The organism is Streptomyces sp. NPDC014006 (assembly GCF_043088925.1).
Taxonomy (GTDB): Bacteria; Actinomycetota; Actinomycetes; order Streptomycetales; family Streptomycetaceae; genus Streptomyces.
The window spans coordinates 53,760-74,631 of record NZ_JBICAJ010000014.1 but is presented as its reverse complement, the minus strand read 5'-3'; the positions used below and the strand labels follow the sequence as shown (position 1 = coordinate 74,631).

At 72.6% G+C, this 20,872-nt stretch carries 15 protein-coding genes; 13 read left to right on the top strand and 2 right to left on the bottom strand.

Annotated features, from left to right (window positions below; genetic code table 11):
* Positions 1–4: 4 nt before the first annotated feature.
* The 13 genes from ACF1GV_RS35760 to ACF1GV_RS35700 all read left to right on the top strand — a co-directional run bounded on the left by ACF1GV_RS35760 (position 5) and on the right by ACF1GV_RS35700 (position 18,215).
* Complete coding sequence (locus ACF1GV_RS35760) at positions 5–2,089, top strand: glycosyltransferase (RefSeq protein ID WP_391689579.1); 2,085 nt, start codon at positions 5–7, stop codon at positions 2,087–2,089.
* Positions 2,082–3,188: a sugar phosphate nucleotidyltransferase gene (locus tag ACF1GV_RS35755; RefSeq protein ID WP_391689576.1), complete on the top strand. Its 1,107-nt coding sequence runs from the start codon at positions 2,082–2,084 to the stop codon at positions 3,186–3,188. Before ACF1GV_RS35760 ends, ACF1GV_RS35755 begins: the two co-directional genes overlap by 8 nt.
* Positions 3,185–4,141 carry a carbohydrate kinase family protein gene (locus tag ACF1GV_RS35750; RefSeq protein WP_391689573.1) on the top strand — a complete coding sequence of 319 codons (957 nt, stop codon included), beginning with the start codon at positions 3,185–3,187 and terminating at the stop codon, positions 4,139–4,141. The genes ACF1GV_RS35755 and ACF1GV_RS35750 overlap by 4 nt, the downstream gene beginning before the upstream one ends.
* A gap of 5 nt (positions 4,142–4,146) precedes the next feature.
* Entirely contained in the window at positions 4,147–7,161 is a 3,015-nt protein-coding gene (locus ACF1GV_RS35745) for a Cof-type HAD-IIB family hydrolase (RefSeq protein WP_391689570.1), read from the top strand.
* Entirely contained in the window at positions 7,158–9,233 is a 2,076-nt protein-coding gene (gene malQ, locus ACF1GV_RS35740; protein ID WP_391689567.1) for a 4-alpha-glucanotransferase, read from the top strand. The genes ACF1GV_RS35745 and malQ overlap by 4 nt, the downstream gene beginning before the upstream one ends.
* Complete coding sequence (locus tag ACF1GV_RS35735) at positions 9,214–10,413, top strand: sedoheptulose 7-phosphate cyclase (RefSeq protein WP_391689564.1); 1,200 nt, start codon at positions 9,214–9,216, stop codon at positions 10,411–10,413. Before malQ ends, ACF1GV_RS35735 begins: the two co-directional genes overlap by 20 nt.
* Positions 10,406–10,789, top strand: coding sequence for a cupin domain-containing protein (locus ACF1GV_RS35730; RefSeq protein ID WP_391689561.1), 384 nt, complete (start codon positions 10,406–10,408; stop codon positions 10,787–10,789). Before ACF1GV_RS35735 ends, ACF1GV_RS35730 begins: the two co-directional genes overlap by 8 nt.
* Positions 10,770–11,810: an ROK family protein gene (locus tag ACF1GV_RS35725; RefSeq protein WP_391689558.1), complete on the top strand. Its 1,041-nt coding sequence runs from the start codon at positions 10,770–10,772 to the stop codon at positions 11,808–11,810. Before ACF1GV_RS35730 ends, ACF1GV_RS35725 begins: the two co-directional genes overlap by 20 nt.
* Positions 11,807–12,736 (top strand): SDR family oxidoreductase, encoded by a 930-nt coding sequence (locus ACF1GV_RS35720; RefSeq protein WP_391689555.1) that lies wholly within the window; start codon positions 11,807–11,809, stop codon positions 12,734–12,736. Before ACF1GV_RS35725 ends, ACF1GV_RS35720 begins: the two co-directional genes overlap by 4 nt.
* Before the next feature lie 26 nt (positions 12,737–12,762).
* Positions 12,763–14,703 carry a radical SAM protein gene (locus tag ACF1GV_RS35715; protein WP_391689552.1) on the top strand — a complete coding sequence of 647 codons (1,941 nt, stop codon included), beginning with the start codon at positions 12,763–12,765 and terminating at the stop codon, positions 14,701–14,703.
* Between the two features lie 66 nt (positions 14,704–14,769).
* On the top strand, positions 14,770–16,260 hold the full coding sequence (locus ACF1GV_RS35710; protein WP_391689549.1) for a GMC family oxidoreductase: 1,491 nt from the start codon (positions 14,770–14,772) through the stop codon (positions 16,258–16,260).
* Positions 16,261–16,300: 40 nt separating this feature from the next.
* Positions 16,301–17,245 (top strand): aldo/keto reductase family oxidoreductase, encoded by a 945-nt coding sequence (locus ACF1GV_RS35705; protein ID WP_391689546.1) that lies wholly within the window; start codon positions 16,301–16,303, stop codon positions 17,243–17,245.
* Between the two features lie 439 nt (positions 17,246–17,684).
* Positions 17,685–18,215 (top strand): GNAT family N-acetyltransferase, encoded by a 531-nt coding sequence (locus ACF1GV_RS35700; RefSeq protein WP_391689543.1) that lies wholly within the window; start codon positions 17,685–17,687, stop codon positions 18,213–18,215.
* A gap of 298 nt (positions 18,216–18,513) precedes the next feature.
* Here ACF1GV_RS35700 and ACF1GV_RS35695 read toward each other — a convergent pair whose 3' ends face one another.
* A complete protein-coding gene (locus ACF1GV_RS35695; RefSeq protein WP_391689540.1) occupies positions 18,514–19,734 on the bottom strand; it encodes an MFS transporter in 1,221 nt (406 codons plus the stop codon).
* Positions 19,731–20,855 (bottom strand): GNAT family N-acetyltransferase, encoded by a 1,125-nt coding sequence (locus tag ACF1GV_RS35690; RefSeq protein ID WP_391689537.1) that lies wholly within the window; start codon positions 20,853–20,855, stop codon positions 19,731–19,733. The genes ACF1GV_RS35695 and ACF1GV_RS35690 overlap by 4 nt, the downstream gene beginning before the upstream one ends.
* Between the last annotated feature and the right edge of the window lie 17 nt (positions 20,856–20,872).

Sequence of the window (20,872 nt, the reverse complement as noted above, 5' to 3'; positions counted from 1 at the left end):
CGTCGTGAACGCGCCCAGGATGCACATCATCGAGACGTATTTCGAGTGCTGCGGCTTCGACCACACCTTCCTGCAGGGCGGCACGTCCGTGTACCTGTGGAACCTGTCCAGGACGTTCGCCGCCCGCGGCCACACCGTCTCCATCGTCACCCCCGCGCACGGCAGGCTCGACGACCTGCGCCGGCGCTACGCGGTGGAGGACCTGGCCTACGAGGACACCTACCGGCTGCCGGTGGCCCTCGACCCCCGCGTCTGGGACGGCTTCCCCGAGCAGGTGGACCTGGCGCTGCGCACCACGGCCCACCGCATCCGCCTGGACGGCGTGGACCTGTACTTCCTCGCCAACGAGTACCTGGACCGGCTGCCGGACACCTTCTACCCGCCCTACTCGGCCAAGGGCCGCGACCTGGTGTTCTTCAAGCCGCTGGTGTTCCAGGTGGACAGTGTGCGGTTCCTGCGCGCCTGGTTCGGCGACGAGAGGGCCGTCGTTCACGCACACGAGCCGTACTACCACTATCTGCTCCCGGCCGCCCTGCGTGACGACCCGACGAAGATGGTCGTCAGCAACGTGCAGAGCAACATGCCGATCGGCAAGAAGGTGTACGCGCCCGAGGTGCAGCGGCTGTTCAACCTGCTCGGGGTGGAAGTGAAGCTGCCCGGCCCGGAGCCCGAGCCGGACGCGCCCGCGGCCGTCGTGCAGTACCAGCAGCGCACGCACCTGCACTACACCTACCCGCCCGGCCATGTGGCGATCTACGAGCTCACCGCCGACCACGCCGACCTGATCGACTTCCTCTCCCCCGGCCAGCTCGACTTCTACGCGGGCTTCCGGGACACCCCCTTCGAGTCGCTCTTCCGCCGGCTGCCGATCGCCGACGTCGTGCGCCGTAACGCCCACAAGATGTTCGTCGGCGGCTGCGCCATCTCCGACCAGTGGCTGGCCTGGGACCCCGCCGACGTGGACCGGGCGGGGGTGCTCGGCGACCTCGGCCTCGACCCCGCGCTGCCGACGTTCTTCCACAACGCCCGCTACGCCGTCCACCACAAGGGGCAGGTGGAGCTGATGCGGGCCGCGGACCGGGTGCTGGGCGAGGGCCTCAAGGCCAACTTCGTGATCCGCTGCATCTCCGGCAACGGCATCGACGACCCGTACTTCCACGAGGTCGCCGCGCGCCACCCGGACCGGCTGCACTTCGAGTGGGAGCGCGTGGAGGAGGAGCGCGTCTTCTCCCTCGCGGCCGCCTGCGACTTCGCGCTGTTCCCCTCCAAGTTCGAGATGGACACCTTCCTGATCGCCCAGGGCGAGGCCATGGCCGCGGGCGCGGTGCCGATCGCCACGGACCAGCGCGGCATGGAGCACTTCCGGCACGCCGACGGCCCCGGGACGGCCACCGGATTCGCCGTGAACCGGTCCTTCGCGGAGGACGACGAGCTGCTGACCTCCGCCCTCGCCGACCGCATCCGGCAGGCGGCGGCCCTGTGGACGCACGATCCCGGCCGCTACCGGGAGCTGTCCGAACGGGCCGCGACCGTGGCCCGGGTGTTCACCTGGGACCACTGCGCCGACCTGCACCTGGCAGCCTTCACGCGGCTGTGGCAGGGCCAGCCCGCGACCCTGTCCACCGAACTGGCCCTGCGCCAGGGCTGGTTCGACCTCCTCGCGGACGACCTGGTCCCACCGGAGGCGGCAATCCAGCACGGGGACATCACCGCCTACGAGCGCCGCGTCACGTTCGACGCCGACGCCGCCGTGCGGATGTTCCGCGCCGCGTGGCAGCGTGCCGACTTCGCCACCTGCGAGCGGGTCCTCGAGCGCCTCCCCGGGGCGGTGCCCGAAGAGGAGACCGCCCGGCTGCGCGAACGCGCCCGCGTCCTGCCCGGAGGGCGGCTCGAATACCGACTGCCGCACGCCGAACGGGTGGAAGTGGTCGAGGCCCGGCGGGGCTCGGCCCGGGCCCTGCCGGATGTGCGCACCCTGGAACGCACCGGGCCGGGTGTCTTCGCGGGCGACGCTCCGAGCGCCGACGGCCGGCTGCTGCTCACCCTGTCCTGTGGCCGGGTGACCTGGGACGAGGTGCGTCATGGCTGACCTGCGTGCCGTACGCGCGGTGCTGCTCGCCGGCGGCGAGGGACGCCGCATGGGTCCCCTCGGCACGGGACGGCTCAAGCCCCTGGTCCCCTACGGCGGCACCTGCCGGCTGATCGACTTCAGCCTTGCCAACGCCCGCGCCTCGGGCCTGCCGGAGGTGCTGCTGCTGTCCCAGTACGAGGAGCGGCTGCTGATGGACGACCTGCACCGGGTGTGGAACAGCGGACCCGGCTTCCGGGTGCACTTCGGGCCGTACGACGCCGCCTACCGGGGCCGGGAACTGCCCGCCCAACTGCCGCAGCGAACCTGGCCGCTGGAACGCGGCACCGCCGACGCCCTGGTCCGCAAGGCGCAGTACGTCTTCGCCGAGGGCACGGAGCAGGTCCTCGTCCTGCACGCCGACCACGTCTACCGGTACGACTACGGCCCCCTGGTCGAGGCCCACCGGGCCTCGGGCGCGGCGCTGACGATCACGTACCAGCGCATCGACCCGCGCTGGGTGCACCTGTTCGGCATGGTCCGCTTCGACGGCGGCGGCCGGCTCACCGAGTTCACGGAGAAGCCCGAGCACCCCACCTCGGACCTGGTGTTCGCGGCGTTCTGTGTCTTCGACGCCGCCGTGCTGCGCCGGTACCTGACGGAACTGGACGGCACCGACTGGCAGCACGACATCAGCCGGGATGTGATCCCGGCGATGCTCGCGGGCGGGGAGCACATCCGCGGCCACGAGGTGCACGGGCACTGGGAGGACATCGGCACCGTCGAGCGCTACCACCGGGCGCACCTGGCCCTCGCCTCGGGGCCGCGGCCGCCGTTGCCCGTGGGGCTGATGCCCAGGACGGTACGGCCCGCGGTCGGACGCCGCTGGGTCGCCGACGCACCCGGGGTGCGCGCGTCGGTCGTCCCGTCGGACCTCGTCAGCGCCGGACATGTGACGGACAGCGTGCTCTTCCCCGGCGTCCGGGTCGGCGCAGGCGCGCGGGTGCGACGCAGCGTGGTGCTGCCCGGCGCGGTGATACCGCCCGGCGCCGACATCGACGGGGCGGTCGTCCTGGAGGACGGACAGATCCAGCAGGTTGCCGAAGGAGTGAGCGCATGACCCTGACCGAACACCACCGCCCCGACGAGGACCGGCGCCCGGCCGACTACGACGTCCTGGTCGTCGGCGGCGTCGGCGTGGACACCATCGTGCGGGTGGACGAGCTGCGCGTGCCGCCGGGCGACTCCGTCTTCGTGGAGCCGTTGCGGGACTACGTCGGGCACACCGGCAACGGGGTGGCCCTGGGCTGGCACGCGCTCGGCCTGCGGACCAAGTTCGTCGACTTCCTCGGCGACGACCCGCAGGGCCGCATGGTGCTGGAGCACTACGCCCGCCTCGGCCTCGACTTCAGCCATCTGGTCTCGCCGCACGGCACGCCGCGCTCGGCGAACCTGGTGGACCCGCAGGGCCGCCGCTTCTCCTTCTACGACGGCCGTCACCCCGCCGGCCTCAGGCTGCCCCGCGACTTCTACCTGCCCTTCCTTGAGCGGTCGGCGCACGTCCACCTGTCGATCATCGGCCACAACCAGGACATGTACGAGGACGTCCACCGCCTGGGCGTGACCAGCTCCACCGACCTGCACGACTGGGACGGGCACAACCCGCACCACCGTCACTACGCCCTCAACTCCGACTACGTCTTCCTCAGCGCCGCGGCGATGCAGGACCGGCTGCCCGGCGTCCTGCGGGCGATCATCGACGAGGGCCGGGCCCGCTTCGTCGTCGCCACCGACGGCGCCGCCGGCTGCCACCTGCTGGTACGCGGTGACGACACGATCCGCCACTTCCCCGCCGTACGGCCCGAGCGGCCGGTCGTGGACAGCAACGGCGCGGGGGACGCGTTCGTCACCGCGTTCCTGCACTCCCTGTTCGAGGGCCGGTCCCTGGAGGAGTGCGTGCTGGCCGGCTCGGTGGCCGGGGCGTTCGTGTGCGGCAGCGTGGGCACCCACACGGAGTTCATCGACCTGCCGGGGCTGCGGGCGGCCAGTGCGCGCGCCATGGCGAGCGGGTGATCGGCGTGCACGTCATCCACTTCGCCTTCGAGTGCGGCGGGTTCGACAACCGGCTGATGCGCGGCGGGCTCTCCCCGCTGGTGTGGAACCTGTCGCGCGAGTACGCGGCGCGCGGCCACCGCGTCTCGCTGGTCACTCCCGCGCACGGGCTCCTCGACACGCTGCGGCGGGACCATCCCATCGAGGAACTGCCCTACGTCCACGAGCACCGGGTTCCGCTGGTGCTCGACCCCAAGGCGTGGCCGGACCACCCGGCCGAGATCGTCCTGGAGCTGACCACCCGCGCCCACCGGCTGCGGCTGGACGGCGTCGACGTGTACTTCCTCTCCGACACCTGCCTGGACCTGCTGCCCGACCGGCTGTACCCGCCGCCCGGCACCGAGGGCAGGGATCTCGCCTTCTTCAAACCGCTGGTGTTCCAGGTCGCGGGAGCCCACTTCGTCCAGCGGTACCTGCGGGGCGAGGAGGCGGTGGTGCACGGTTTCGAGCCGTACTACCACTACCTGCTGCCGGTCCTGTTGTCCGGCGACCCGTCACTGCGGACGGTGAGCACGATCGCCGCCAACGCGCCCGTCACACAGAAGGTGTACCGCCCGCAGGTGGAACGCCTGCTGGAGCTCTTCGGCGTCCACGCGGACCTGGACGCGTTCGAGGATCCGCTGCCCGCCGAGGACAGCCCGGAGGCGACCATGGCGCGGGTGCTGGCCGGCACCCGCATGCACGTCGAACACGGGCCGGACCACATCGCCTTGATGCCGCTCATCCTGGCCCACGCCGACCTGGTCGACTTCGTCTCGCCCGGCCAGCGCGACTACTACAGCACCTTCCGGGACACCCCGTTCGAGCGCCTGTTCCACACGTTGCCGGTGTCCCGGCTGCTGCGCGAGCAGGCGCACAAGCTGCTCATGGGGGGCTGCGGCATATCCGACAGCTGGCTGGCGCGCGACCCGGGGTCCGTGGACCGCGCGGCGGTCCTGCGGTCCCTGGGCCTGGACCCCGAACTGCCCGTCTTCTACCACGCCGCCCGGTACGCCGTACACCACAAGGGGCAGGTGGAACTGGTACGCGCCATCGACGAAGTCCTGACCGGCGGCACGGAGGCCGTCTTCCTGCTGCGCTTCGCCACCGGCGGAGGCGGGCAGGCCGGGCCTGTCGGCAACGCCTGGTTCCAGAGCGTCGCCGACCGCCACCCCGGCCGCATCCACCTGGACTGGTCTCTCGCCGACGAGGACACACTGTTCGAGCAGGCGGCCTGTGCCGACTTCTGTGTCTTTCCCTCGAAGTTCGAGCTCGACGGGTTCCTCATAGCCCAGGCGGAGGCGATGGCGTGCGGCGCGGTGCCGATCGCCACCGCGCAGAGCGTCACCACGCACTTCGGACACGCCCTTCCGGCGGACGATCCGCGGGCCACCGGGTTCGCGCTGCCCGGTTCGTTCCGCGACGACGACCCGGACCTCGCCCGCGCGCTGGCCGAGCGCATACGCCAGGCCGCGGCGCTGCGGCACGCGGCCCCCGACGAACATGCCCGACTGTCGGCGAACTCCCGTTCTTCCGCACGCCAGTTCACCTGGGGCCGCAGCGCCGACCGGCGGCTCGCGGCCTTCATGGACGTCCTGCGCGGACGCCACACGCCCTTCCCGGCCGAGGACGCGATCCGGTACGGCTGGTTCGACGCCCTGCCCGCCGCCGCCTGGACCGAGCACCGGGAACTGATCGCCCGGTCTGCCGCGGCCCTGGGCGACACGGCGGCCTACGGTCGCTGCGCACCCCTCGACGACACCGCCTTCGAGCGTCTCTTCGAGACCGCCTACGCACGGGCCGATGTCGCCCGGTGTACCGAGACGGCGCGGGCGGCGGGGCGGGAGGAGTGGGCCACGCGGCTGCGCGACCGGTGCCGGGCGCGCAGCCACCGGGCGGGCCAGGTGCACGTCGAGTACCGGCACCCGCTGGCGCGGCACGTGGAGGTGGCGGTGCCCGGTGCGGCCGGCCGCCCGACGGATCGGGAGTCCCTGGCGGAAGCAATCGCCTCGGACGAGGCCGTGCCCGAGGGCAGCGGAGTCGTCCTGGCTCCCCTGACTCCGGTGGGCGAGGGCGTCTTCCGGGGGGTGGTGGAGCGTCCGCCCGTCGGTCACCGCCTGCTCGTCATGCTCACCCTGGCGTCGGGGCGCGTCACATGGGACACCGTACCGATCGAGGCCCCGGCCGGCTCCCCGCCGTACCGGCTCGTGGCAACCGACCTCGACGGCACACTGCTCCGCAACGACCAGACCGTCTCCGAGCGCACCCTGCGCGCCCTCGCCACGGCTGCCGCGGCAGGAGCCCGGCACCTCGTGGTCACCGGCAGGCCCGCCGCCGCCTGCAAGCAGTACCTGGCGGCCCTCGGCTACCGCGGTCTCGCCGTGTGCGGCCAGGGCGCCCAACTCTACGACGCCGGGGCCGACCGGCTGCTCAGCTCGGCCTCGCTCGACCTCGACGTCGCACGCCGGGTCGTCGAACGTGTCGAGGCCGCGCTCGGGGAGCTGGAACTGGGCGTGGTGACGGCACCGCCACTGAGCCGTTTCAAGGTCACTCCCCGGTTCGGTGAACGCGTCCGGCACGGCTGGGACGTCACGACCGACCGCGGGCTGCTGTGGACCGACCCCATCGACAAGCTGGTTCTGCACCACACGAGCGTCCCGGAGGACGAAGTGGAGGCGGTGACACGGGAGTTGTGCGGGGCCGAGGTCACCGTCGTGCACTCGGTGCAGGGCATGGTCGAGGTCCTGCCGCCCGGTACCACCAAGGCAGCCGGCGTAGAGCGGGCGGCGCGGCTGCTCGGCTGCGACGCGGCCGAGACCATCGCGTTCGGCGACATGCCCAACGACATCCCGCTGCTGGCGTGGGCCGGGCACGGGGTGGCCGTGGGCAACGCTCATCCGGCGCTGCGGGCCATGGCGGACGAGATCGCGCCCGGCAACGAGGAGGACGGCGTCGCCGTCGTCCTGGAACGCCTCTTCGGCACCGCGGAGCAGGACCTGTGACCGCCGTCCTGCGCGAACTGGCCCGCGCTCACGGAATATCCACCGCCTACACCACCGACCGCGGCCACCGGGTGGAGGTGTCCGCGGACACCCTGGTGGCGGTGCTCGCCGCCTGCGGCGTGGACGCGGGCGGCGAGGCGGCCGCCCGCGCAGCCCTCGCGGCCCACCGCGAGCGTTCGGCGGCCCGGCTGCTGCCCGAGTGCGTCGTCGTGCGCGGCGGCACCGTGCCACGCCTCGCCCTGCCCGCAAACGCGACGACCGAGGTGGCACTGGAGGGGGGCGGCTCCGCCTCCTTGTCCGGCTCGCTGCCGGCCGGCCGCCACGTCCTGCACGCCGAGGCTCCGGGGCGCCGCGCGTCCGTCCCCCTGCTGGTCGTACCCGAACGGCTGCCCGTGCCATCCGGCCGGCACTGGGGGCTCCTCGTCCAGCTGTACTCGGTCCTCTCCCACCGCTCCTGGGGCATGGGCGACCTGGGCGACCTGGCGGAACTGGCGTCCTGGTCGGGGCGCTGTCTCGGCGCGGACTTCGTGCAGCTCGGTCCGCTGCACGCCGTCGAGCCCGGTCCCCTGCCGGACCCGTCGCCGTACCGGCCGAGTTCGCGCCGCTACCCGGACCCCCTGCACCTCAGGGTCGAGGCGATACCCGAGTACGCGTACCTCACAGGTGAGGCGCGGCGCACCGCCGACCGGTGCGCCGCCCGGGCCCGGGCCCTCAACGAGGGCGTCCTGCGCGGCGAGGCGCTCATCGACCGGGAGACGGTGCGCGCGCTCAAGCACGAGGCGATGCGCGCGGTGTGCGACGTGCCGCTGCCGCCGGGGCGGGCCGCCGCCTTCGCGCGGTTCGTCGCACGCGAGGGCGAGGACCTGACCGACTTCGCCACCTGGTGCGCGCTGGCCGGGGTGTACGGCGGGGCCTGGCGGTCCTGGCCGGCCGAGTTGCGCGACGCGCGCTCCCCGGCCGTGGCGCGCGCCCGGCGCGAGATGGCTGCCGAGGTGGACTACCACCGCCGGCTCGCCTGGCTCACCGACGAACAGCTCGCCTCCGCGCAGGCGGCGGCCGTCGAGGCGGGCATGGGCATCGGCCTGATCCACGACCTGGCCGTCGGGGTGGCGCCCGAGGGTGCCGACACGTGGGCGCTGCAGGACTGCCTGGCCGCGGGCATGAGCGTCGGCGCGCCGCCGGACGACTTCAACCCGCACGGTCAGGACTGGGGACAGCCGCCGTGGCGGCCCGACGGGCTCGCCGCCTCCGGCTACCGGCCGCTGGCCGGGCTGCTGCGGGCAGGACTGCGGCACGCGGGCGCCCTGCGGATCGACCACGTGATGGGCCTGTTCCGCCTGTGGTGGGTGCCCGAGGGCCGGCCGCCCTCCGAGGGCACGTACGTGCGCTACGACGCCGAGGCGATGCTGGGCGTGCTGACACTGGAGGCGCACATGGCCGGTGCGGCCGTCATCGGCGAGGACCTCGGCACGGTCGAGGCCGGCGTGCGCACCGCGCTCGACGAGCGCGGGATCCTCGGCACGTCCGTGCAGCGCTTCGAGTACCTCGGGGGGTCGCAGGGCCGGCACGGGCCGCTTCCACCCGAGCAGTGGCGGCGCGACTGCCTGGCCACCCTCACCACGCACGACCTGCCCACGACCGCCGCCTGGCTCAGCGGCGAGCACATCGAGCTGCGGGCCCGTCTGGGTCTGCTGACCCGGCCGCAGGAGGAGGAAAAGGCCGAGGCCGCCGTCGAACGCGACGGCTGGCTGGCCGAACTGGAAAGGCTCGGGCTGCTGCCCGACGCGGACGGCGAGGTCGTCGCGCTGCACCGCTTCCTGTGCCGCACCCCGGCACGGCTGCTCGGCGTATGGCTGCCGGACATGACCGGCGACCGCAGACCCCAGAACATCCCCGGCACGTCCTCGGTGCACCCCAACTGGCGGCTGCCCGTGAGTGACGCGCAGGGACGTCCCGTACCGCTGGAGGACCTCCCCGGCCGGCCCCTGACGGCCGCGCTCGCCCGGGTGTTCGCAGACCTCCTGCGGCATCGTGAGAAGACTGAGGAGACAGATGTCAGGCCAGGTTCTTGAGCGGGTCGACCATCCGCCGGCAGGGGTCCGCGAGGATCCCGGCGGCTTCGACCTGAGAGCACCGGACGGCACCCGCTACCGGGTCGATCTCACCTCCGGGGTGCTCGATCCGCACAACCCGCTGCTGGCCGACTGCCTGGAGGGCCGGCGGGTGGTGGTCTTCGTCGGCCCCACCGTCGAAAGGCTGTACGGCGACCGGCTGCGCGCCTACTTCCAGGCCCGTACCCGGCCCGGTCAGTGGACCCTGCACGTCATCCCCACGGGTGAGCACCGCAAGACGCTCGGTGCGGCGGAACAGGTCTGCACGCTCGCCAAGGCGGACGGGCTGGACCGGCACGGCGTGATGCTCGCTGTCGGGGGCGGCATCGTCGCCGACGTGGTCGGCTTCGCCGCGTCCATCTACGCCCGGGGTGTGCGCTACATCAAGGTCAACACCACCCTGGTGGGTCAGGTCGACGTCGGCGTGGGCGTCAAGACGGGCGTCAACGCCCTGCAGACGAAGAACATGTTCGGCGCCTACCACCCGGCGCACGCCTCCCTGAACGACCCCGCCTTCCTGACGACGCTCCCGCACCGGGAGATCCGCTGCGGGCTCGCCGAGATCGTGAAGATGGCTGTGATCCTGGACGCGGACCTGTTCCGGACCCTGGAACGGCACCCTGACGCGTTCCGTCGCCCCGGTGCCGGGGCGGGTGCGCACGGGGACCTGGAGACCTACGTTCTACGCACATCGATGCGTCTGATGATGGAGGAGCTCTGCCCCAACCTCCGAGAACACGACCTGGCCCGGCTCGTCGACTTCGGCCACACCTTCAGCCCGGTCGTCGAGACGGGCGGCGGGCACCGCCTGGAGCACGGCGAGGCGGTCGCCGTCGACATGGCGCTCTCCGCGCACCTGGCCCGGCTGCTCGGCCTCGCCGACGAGGAGACCTGCGACCGGATCGTCCGCCTGCTGCGGCACATCGGACTGCCGGTGTTCGATCCCGGCACCTGCACACCGGAGCTGATGGCCCGGGCCCTGCGGGCCTCCTGGGAACGCCGGGGCCGCAAACTGCACCTCGTCGTACCGACGGCCATCGGCAAGGCGGCCTTCGTGGAGGAACTTCAGGACGTGCCCGGGGACGTTCTGACGGCCGCACTGGAGGCGCTCGCGGTGGAAGGGGAGCGGCACGATGCCTGAGGCCGTGGTCAACCTGCGGGACCTGCTGGCCGGCAAGGAGCGGGACCACGGCGGTCTCGGCACGATCCTCGCCCACCGCGTCTTCGCCCGGCGGCCCGGCGGCCCGGGCGCGCACTTCATCGACCTGGCCGTCCTGCCGCCCGGCACGTCGATCGGCCGGCACCGGCACGGCGCCGAACGCGAGACCTACATCGTGCTCGACGGCGACGGCCTGATGCACCGGGACGGCGAGGAGTTCCGGGTGGGCCCCGGCGACGTCGTCGTCAACGACCCCCACGGTGAGCACGGTCTGCTCAATGACGGTGAGCGGGACCTGCGGCTGCTGGTCTTCGAGGAGGAAGCGGAGGAGGAACCGGGTGAGCGGCGTGCGGGCTGACGACGGCTTCACCGTGCTGGACGTGGGCGGCACCACGCTTCGGGTGGGCAGCTACGACCCCGCCACCGGCGCCCTGTCCCGAGTGCGGCGGGTGCCCGTCGACGGAATGCACCGCGACCCCGGCGCACCGGTACCCGTGCTCCAGGAGCGGGTGGTGGAACAGATCGTGCGGGAGGTCGGCGCCCACACGGGCGGACGACCGGCGAGGGCACTGGGCGTGGCCTTCGCCGGGCCGATCACAGCCGCCGGGCTGGTACTGGCCGCCCCCACCATCTGGGGGCGGCGTGGCGAACCCCTGCCGCTGGGCGAACTGCTGACGGAACGCACAGGCGCGCCGGCCGTCGTGGTGAACGACCTGACGGCGGCGGCCTGGCGGTACGCCGCCGAAGAACCCGGGGACGTCTGCCTGCTCACCGTCAGCTCCGGCATCGGCAACAAGGTGTTCCGCGGGGGCGAGGTCCTCGTCGACGCCGACGGCCACGGCGGCGAGCTGGGCCACTGGGTCTGCGACCCCTCCCCCGACGCGCCCCTGTGCGACTGCGGCGGCCGCGGACACCTGGGCGCCATAGCCTCCGGGCGCGGCGTGCTGGCCGCGACACACCGGGCCGCACGGGCCGAAGGGGCAGCGTTCCGCGCTTCCCGGCTCGGCGCGCTGTGCGGGGGCAGGCCGGAGCACGTCGACAACCGGGCCATCGCCGAGGCGGTCCGTGCGGGCGATCCCTTCACCACGGAGGTGTTGCGCTCCACCATGACCCCCCTGGCCCAGGCGATCGGCGGGGTGTTCGCCTCGATCGGGGTGTGCCGCTACATCCTGGTGGGCGGCTTCGCCCTGGCGGTCGGAGAGCCGTACCGGCGCCTGCTGGTGGCGGAGCTGCTGCGGCTGGGCTGCTTCGGTCTCGCTCCCGGGCAGGTCGACACCATGGTGTCGCTCGGGGTCGCCGACGACGACCACGGACTGATCGGCGTGGGGCGTCTGCTGGCGGACCGCGCACCGGTCCCCTTCGCACAGGGAGCGTCATGACCGGTGAGGACACCCTCGTCGTGGGCAGCGGCCTCATCGGTACCGCGACCGCTCGGCGGCTGGCGTGTGGCGGCGAGCGGGTGACCCTGGTCTCGCGCCGCCCGCCCGCCGTGCCCGCCGATGCGTCCGGGGCCCGCTGGTGCGCCTTGGACGCCACCGACGCCAGGGCCTGCCGGCGGCTGCTCGACCGTCTGCGCCCCGGCCGGGTGGTCCTGGTGCACGGGCCGTCCGACGTCACCTGGTGCGAGGACCACCCGGACGAGGCACGGGCCGCGCACGTCGCCGTGGCCGACACCTTCGCCGCCCTGGCACCCGACGCGCGGATGGTCATGATCTCCACCGACAACGTCTTCGGCGGCGAGGCGGCCCACCCGACCGAAGGCACCCCCGTGTCACCGGCGAATGCCTACGGCCGGGCGAAACTGGCGGCGGAGGAAGCGCTGCTCGCGAAGGCCGAGGGGGCCGTCGTGCTGCGGGTCAGTCTGGTCTACGGCCACGAGGCGGCCGACGCGGGCAAGTGGCTGAACTTCTTCGCCGCCTGCGCCCACCGTCTGCGCCGCGGCGAGCGCGTCGAGGCCCCCGACGACCAGTGGACGACACCGGTGCTGCTGGACGACGTCGTCGAGGTGACGGCTGCCCTCCTTCACGCCGGGCATCCGCTGCCCCCGGTGCTGCACCTGGGCGGGCCCGACCGCGTCACGCGGGCCGAGTGGGCCGGCGTCGTCGCGCGGGCGCTGGGAGTACCGGCGGACCTGGTGACACCGGTGCCGCGGGCCCGTACGCGCTACGCCTCCCGCCCGGTCAACACCTGTCTCGGCAGCGAACTGCTCGCGACCCTGCCCGCCACCGAAGACGTCACCGTCCGGGGGGTGCGCGAAGGGGCGCGCCTGCTGGCGCCCGTGTTCGCCGCCTTTCCGGCCGTCTGATTCCGTACCCGTACGAGGAGCCTCACGTGGCCACAGCGCCCACGCGTTTTCGGCATGCCCGGCTGTATCTGACCTTCCGCTGCAACTCCCGCTGCGGGTACTGCAACGTCTGGCAGGACCCCGTCTTCGACGGCCACCAGGAGATGACGGCCGACGGGCTGCGCCGCTGCCTGGACGAACTCGCCGCACTGGGCGTCACCTATCTCGACATCACCGGCGGCGAACCTTCCCTGCACCGCGAACTGACCACGGCGGTACGGCACGCCCGCGACCTGGGCATGACCGTGGAACTCACCACCAACGCGATCCGCTTCGCCCCGCAAGCCGCGGAGGTCGTGCCGCTCGTCGACACGCTGAACATCTCCCTGGACACGCTCAGCGCCGAGCGGTACCACCGAATCCGGGGCACCGACACGCTCGACCGCACGCTCACCCTCGTGGAGAAGCTGCGGGCCGACGGGGCGGACAACCTCAAGCTGATCTGCGTGGTGACCGACCAGAACGTCGGAGAGCTGGACGACGTGGTCGCCTACGCGCAACGGCACGAGGTGGACGTCTACCTGGCCCCCATGTTCAGCTACTTCGCCGCGCAGAGCGAGGTACGCCCGGCCGGCTCGGTCCGCATGCTCAAGCTGGCGGCGGTCAACGGCCGTGATTCCGCGGCCGCCACGGCCGAACCGCCGCCCACCGTTCCGTCGTCGCTGCTGCTGAACCGGGTCGCGGAGCAGAGGTACGCCCCGCGCACCCTGGTGAACCTGGCCTTCCTGCATCATCTGCGCACCCTCGACCCGGCGACGGTCACCGCCTGCGGGGCCAACTCCCGCATACTGACCGTCGGTCCGGACGGCCGGGTCATGCTGCCCTGCTATCACGAATGGGACGCCTCGCTGGCCCCGGAGCGGCCGTACCGGGACCTGGTGCGGGACCCGGAGCTGCTCCGGGTGCGCGACGAGGAGGTCGGGCACCGGCCCGCCTGCCGCACCTGCGCGGTCTTCCCCTACCTGGGACTGCCGATGAGCCACCGGCTCACCACGCCGTTCCTGCTCCAGGCGTTCTCCCGGGAGCTCGACCGCATCAAGCCGTACGCGACCGTCCCGGCGCCCGAAGACCGAACGGCGCTGCTGGCGCGCAGCGACGAGGTGCTGGCGGAGGTGGAGCGGCTGTCCGGCCCGCTGCGGCCGGGTGAACACCTCGACGAGCTCTACTACTTCGAGGCGGAGGACGGGGGCGTGCGCACGGGTCTCGCGGCGGAACCGGTCGCGGTGGAGGAAGTGCTGGCCGACCACGCCGATGAGGACTGCTGGCGGGTCCAGCGCACCCCGCATCGGATCGTACGGCTGCTGTACACGGAGGTGCTTCCCGCGCTGGCCGCCCAGGAACAGGAACAGGAACAGGAGGGAGCCGCCCTCGGCGAGTCCCTCCTGGACATCCATCTGGACTGCTGGCGGATCCTGCTCGCGGCGCTGCCCCCGGCCGGCGTACCGGATCCCGCCGGAGCGGAGCGGCTGGCACGCTGGTGCGCCCGGGCCGGTCAGGTGCTGCGCGGCCACCCTGCCGCGTCGGGACTGGCCCTGCTGGCGTCCTTCAGCGCACTGCCCGCCGCGGACATCGCCTCATGGGGATCGCCGCGCGGACACGAGGAGGAGCCCCTGACCGTGAAGATGCTGCGAACCCTGACCGGTCCGCAGCGCCGGGCGGAACTGTCCACCCTGTTCTCCCCGGAGTTCGTCCCCGCGCTGACGGGCGAGCCGGTCGCGGCGAGGGCTACCGCCGCCGGCCCGGTGCCGACTCCCGAGGAGGCGCGCGGCGGGCAGGGCCTGGAGCACTTCGTCGCGGCGCTGCGCCGCGCGGACACCGCGGCGCTGCGTACGGCCGTACGGCGCTGGCATGCGGCCGCGGATACAGTCACCGCCCGGCACGTCGAACGCCACCTGCTCCTCGCCGAACTCGGCGTACGGCCGCTCTGAGCCCGGCGCATCACGCCCTTGCGACCTCTCCCGCCCGTACCCCGACGACACCTCAGCGGAGCGACGATGACAAGATCACCCATTCAGTCCGGCCACGACGTCGTGGTCCTCGGCGGCGGAGTGGCCGGATGCGTGCTGGCGGCCCGCCTCAGCGAGGACCCCGGGCGGTCGGTGTGCCTGGTGGAGGCCGGCCCCGACTACGGGCCGGTGCAGGAGGAGTGGCCTCGAAAGCTGCGCGACGCCCGCGCCCTGCCCCGCGACGACGTGTGGGAGCGGCACACCGCGTTCTACCGCATCCGGGCCCGCGTCCTCGGCGGCTCCTCGTGCATCAACGGCGCCTGGAACACCTGGGGTTCGTTCGCCGACCATGCCGAGTGGACACGCGCCGGGGGTGAACCGTGGTCGGCCCGGGCGCTGGAGCCGTACCGGCGCCGTGCCGTGGAACGCATGGACCTGCGAACGGGACCGGACGAGGAACTGTCCGCCTGGGCCTCGGCCGCGCTGGCGGCGGCGGGCGAACTCGGTTACCCCGAGGTGGACATGGGCAGCCCCGGTGCGCCGGGGTACGGCCGCCCCCTGCTCAACGCGGTGGACGGGCGGCGCTTCAACGCCGCCTTCGCGTACCTGGACGCGGCGACCCGGTCGCGGCCCAATCTGACGATCGTCGACCGCGCTCTGGTGGACCGGCTGGTCGTACGCGACGGTCGGGTACGCGGTGTGCAGATCGTGGTGGACGGTGAGCGGACGACGCTGGCCGCTGACACCTGCGTACTGGCCTGCGGCACATACGGCTCGCCCGCCGTGCTCCTGCGCAGCGGCATCGGGCCGGCCGCGCACCTCAAGGAGATCGGCGTCCGGTGCGAGGCGGACCTGCCGGGCGTCGGCGCCAACCTGTCCGACCAACCCGGTGTCTTCGTGCCCCTGTCCCCCACGCCCCAGCTGAACGCGGCCCTGGCGGCCAAGGAAGCGGACGGGCAGCTGTATGTCAGCCGCATGCTGGTGCGCGCGGCCAGCGAGTACTGTCCGGACGGAGCGTGGGACCTGCACCTGCTGCCCACGGCCGGTCCGCCGCTGTTCGGCAAGCTCCCGCCCGGGCAGTACGAGGCAGGCATCTCCGCCTTCCTGATGAAGCCGGTCTCCGGTGGGCACCTTCGGCTGCGCTCGGCCGATCCGCTGGAACCCCCCGAGATCGACCCCGCGTTCCTGACCGACCCCGGCGGCCGCGACGCGGCGGTGCTGAGGTCGGGGCTGCGGAAGGTGGCGGAACTGGCAGCGGCACTGCGGCCGCTGGCGGCGCCCGCGGGGGGGCCACCGGCCCACACGCTGTCCGACGCGGACCTTCGCTCACGGGTGGGCACCTACTGGCATCCTGTGGGGACCTGCGCCCTGGGCCCGGCCAACGACCCGCAGGCGGTGGTGGACGCGCGAGGAGCGGTCCACGGCGTGGCGGACCTGCGGATCGCGGACGCCTCGATCCTGCCGACCGTGCCCGCCGCCAACACCCAGCTGCCGGTCCTGGCCGTCGCCGAGATGCTCGCCGACACCCTCCGCGCCTGACCGCGTCGTTCCTCCGCCCCACGCTCCAGGGAGACTTGTCATGCCAGCACAGACCGACATACGCGACCACAGGCTGCTGTACGGCTGCATGGGCCTGGGCGGCGGGTGGGACAGCCGTCCGTACACGGCCGAGGACATCCAGCACGCCGAGACCGCGATGGAGGCGGCCCTGGCCGCCGGGATCACGGCGTTCGACCACGCCGACATCTACCGGTACGGCAAGTCGGAAGCCGTCTTCGGTGAGGTGCTCGCCCGGACGCCCGGACTGCGGGAGCGCATCGTCCTGCAGACCAAGTGCGGCATCCGTCTGCCCGACGGCGAGCGACCCGGACACTACGATCTGCGCGGAGCGAGCATCCTGCGACGGGTCGAGGAAAGTCTCGTCCGGCTGCGCACGGACGTCCTGGACGTGCTCCTCCTGCACCGGCCTGACCCTCTCGCCGACCCCGAGGAGATCGCCGAGGCCTTCGCAAGTCTGCGTTCCCAGGGGCTGGTCCGGCAGTTCGGCGTGTCGAACATGAGCGGTCCGCAGATTGCCTTCCTCCGGGCCCACCTGGACGTTCCGCTGGTGGTCGACCAACTCGAGATGAGCCTGGCCCGGCGGGACTGGGTGGAGGCGGGCGTCCTGTTCAACACGCGGGCCGGCGGGGGGAACGGTTTCACCTCCGGAACGCTGGAGTTCTGCGCGACCGAAGGCATAAGGCTCCAGGCGTGGGGTGCGCTCGCCCAGGGCCGTCTCACCGCGGACGCCGATGCGCCGGTGAGCCGGCTCGTCGCCGACCTCGCCCAGCGCAAGCGGACCACCCCGGAGACCATCCTTCTGTGGTGGCTTCAGAGCCACCCGGCAGGTATCGCCCCCGTCGTCGGCACCACCCGTCCCGAGCGCATCGCCGCCTGCCGGGACGCGGCGCTGAACGAGCCGGACCTCACCCACGAGGAGTGGTACGCGCTGTGGGTCGCCGCACGTGACACCCCACTGCCCTGAGGTGCCGTGCGGTCTGTGGCGCTCACCTTCTTCCTCACGTGGTCAAGCGGCTGTTCCGTCGTCCCACGCCGTCACGACAGCATCTGCGCCCAGCCTCTGCTGGAGCGGATCCGCGTCCCCCGTGCCGGACCCCGCCGACCGACCGGGAAGTCCCAGAGGGCCAGAATGATCACGTGGCTGAACGCGTGCGGGTCCGGGGAATTGATGACGCCCGCCGCTCCCGCATTGTGCTCATCGCATCCGGCCGATCTGCGGTCGGGCCGAAGGTGGAGGCTCGGGTTGGCGCTGGCAGCGATACGCGACCTGCGCGGCTTCCGTTGTCCGGCCTCGGCGGAGAAGCCGGAGCAGCACGGGGCCGGGCCAGTCGCGCGGATGCCTCCCGGTGTTGGTGCGGGTTTCCTGACGGGGTCCTGACACCTCACGCCGTAGGTTCTCGTCCATGTCTGCCGAATCCGTGACGCTGCGCCCCGTCGACGAGAACGACCTTCCTTTGCTGGAACGCTTCCTCACCGAGCCGGAGACGGCGGGGCCGTTCCAGTGGTACGGCTACACCGACCCGCGGCGGTTCCGGCGGCGTTGGACGGAGAACCGGCTGCTTGATGAGGACGGCGGCCAGCTCATCGTCACGGCAGGAGACGAGCCGCTGGGGTTCGTCTCCTGGCGGAAGGTCGTCGTTACGCCCTCCACCCACTGCTGGAACATGGGCGCCCAGCTGCTGCCCGACGCCCGCGGCCGGGGCATCGGCACCCGGGCCCAGCTACAGCTCGTCCGGTACCTCTTCGCCCATACGCCCGTGATGCGGATCGAGGCTGACACCGAGGCCGAGAACATCGCCGAGCAGCGGGCCCTGGAGAAGGCCGGATTCACTCGCGAGGGCATACTGCGGGGCATCGTCTTCCGGGACGGCCGGTGGCGCGACGGCGTTGCCTACAGCGTGCTGCGCGACGACCCACTGCCCGCCGACGTGTGAGGCGTACACCTCGTCGTGGACGTCACCCGAGTTCCCCTGAGCCTGCGGAGTCCTTGTCCCCGTACAGTGCGGGACATCGTCTGGCTCGGCTGAGACATCAACCTGCAGGGACAGAGCCCTGGCGCCGGCATTCGAGTCGCCGGGAACGGGGCGTTGGCATGTGATGTCCCGGACACGGTCGGCGTCCACCGTCGGGGGCCGAGAGCGGTTGTGTGGGGGCGACCCGGGGGGTGATCGAGCATCGCCTGAAGAGGGTGCGGGAGCGGCCGCGCGGGCCGTCGGGCCTGAGCGTCTGCCGTCACGGACGGGGTGTTCTCAGGGGCAGCAGGGCCGCGAGCACGCTCAGTCCGGTCAGCGCCCACCACAGGGCCGTGGGCACCGTGCTCAACAGGCCCGTCGCCAGCAGAGGGGCGAGAGCCGTGGCGACTCCGACGAGCAGCTGGTTGAACGCCAGGTAGGAACCCTGGTTCCGCTCCGGCGGGAGACCCGTCAGCATGACCAGGGCCGCCTGCGAGACCGCCATTTCCCCGAGCGTGTACACCACCATCCCCGCGACCAGGACGGCGAGTCGGGTCCAGGAGGGTGCCGAGGCGGCGAGCAGCGCCGACGCGTAGAGCGCGACGTAGGCCAGGCCCCCGAGGGCCATGACCGGTCCTGGGCGCAACCTGTCGATGGTCCGGCTCATGGGCAGCTGCAGAGCGGTGAGCAGCGCCGTGTTGACGGCGAACAGCACACCCACCGTCCAGGACGGCAGCGCGAGCTCCTCCAGGGCGAACACCGGCAGTGCGCTCTCCACCGCCAGCGCGGCGGTCCACAGCAGGGCGTTGGCGCCCGCGACGCGCAGATACGTGACGTTCTGCCACGGGCGGGCACGACGGTCCTCGGCGTGACGCCGGGCCGGTGCCGGGGCTGCGGGTGCCCCGGCGGGTATGCCGAGGTACAGCACGGCGGTCACCACGAAACTGGCGGCGTTCAATGCGCCGAGCAGGACGAAGCCCGAGCCGGTGCCCGCGACGAACAGGCCCGCGAGGAGGGCACCCGTACCCATCCCCGCGTTGAAGGTCACCCTGGACAGGGCAAGCCATCGGCTGCGCTGACCCTCCGGTGCGAGCCGCACCGCGAGCAGGGGTCCGGCGGCCTGTTCCGCACGGTTGCCCAGGGCCAGGACGACGCTGAACACAGCCAGCGGAAGCAGGCCCGGCAGAGAGACGAATCCGACGAAGCACACGGCGCGTACGACGGCTGCCCCGATCAGCACGAGCCGTGGCCCGAGACGGTCCACGAGCCGGCCGACGACGAAGAGCCCCGGCAGCGCCCCGAGTGTCGTCACCGTCAGCACCATGCCCACCGTGGCGAGGGACTCCCCGGACAGTGCGGTGAAGAAGAGAAGGGAGAACGGATAGAAGAAGCCGGTGCCCACGGCGTTGACGAATCCGGCCGTGCCGAAGCGGACCGCGCCGGGCCCCCGTGGCAGAACCCGGTCGGTCGTGTCCGCGCTCTTCGCTTCGGCCGAGGTCATGCGGTCCGGTCCAGTCGCAGCAGGTGGCAGTGCTGGTCGGTCGCCGCGCACCCGCGGGATCTCTTGGTCTCCGTGCTGCCGAGGCCGTAGTGGATGGTCGAGACGCCCGCCGCCGCGGCCTCTTCGACGAGCCGGTAGTACAGGAGCTCGAAATAGAGCGGGAGCCCGGTGCGGCGCTGGTACGCGTAGTCGTATCCGGTCTGGCGTGCGTACCAGTGGTCGCCCCGGCGCAGGATCAGTCCGAAGGCGCGGAGGCTCCCCTCGGCGCGGGCCACGACCGCGAAGGCGTCGTCCCCGAAGCAGTCACGGACTTGCCGCAGTTGGGGCAGTGACTGGTCCGGTGCCCAGGTGATGCCGTACTTGCCGAGGAGCTCCGCCTCCAGCTCGGCGCAGCGCGCGAGGTCCACCTCGTCGAGGGACTCCACGGACACGTCGATGCCGGACTGCCGTATCCGGCGTCGTTCCGCCGCCACGGAGACACGGCGCTTGCGCGGCAGGGCGGTCAGATAGCCGTCGTATCCGTCCTCGGGCACCCGCAGGCGGCTGTGGCGCCCCGAGGTGTGGCTGCGGTAGCCGCGCTCGGCCAGGACGTCCGCCAGCCGGCGGTCGTCCTCTCCCGCCGCGTCCAGATAGAGGAAACACACAGTGGCCGCGCCGGACCGCCGGGCCAGGGTCTCCGCGGCGCCGACGAGCCGGACCAGGTCGTCCCTGGTGGTCCGGTGGCCCTGGAGAATCCGCGTGTGCCCGACATGCCGACCGCCGGCGAGCAGGGTGGGCATGAGCTCCGTCGTGGGATCGCCCGCGAGGTCTGCCAGGAAGCCGGCCGCACCCGGCAGGCCCGCCTCGGCGCTGTTACGCAGGACGACATCGGGCCGGCCCAGGGCCCACGGCACTGCCGACGTGGCCAGGGCCGTGGCCAGGCAGGCGACGGGCTCGCCGTCCCGTTCGATCCACAGATAGGCCATGGGGACGCCCACCGTCGCCTCCACCACGTCGAGCCAGCGGCAGGTCAGGAAGATGTCGGCGGGGCCCGCCAACGCGTCCCACCCCGCGCGGGGCAGGTCGGCAGCCCGCTCCACCGCCAGGACCGAGTCGGGCAGCCGGTGGGTCGTGCTGTGCATGAGCATCGGGGGGCCTC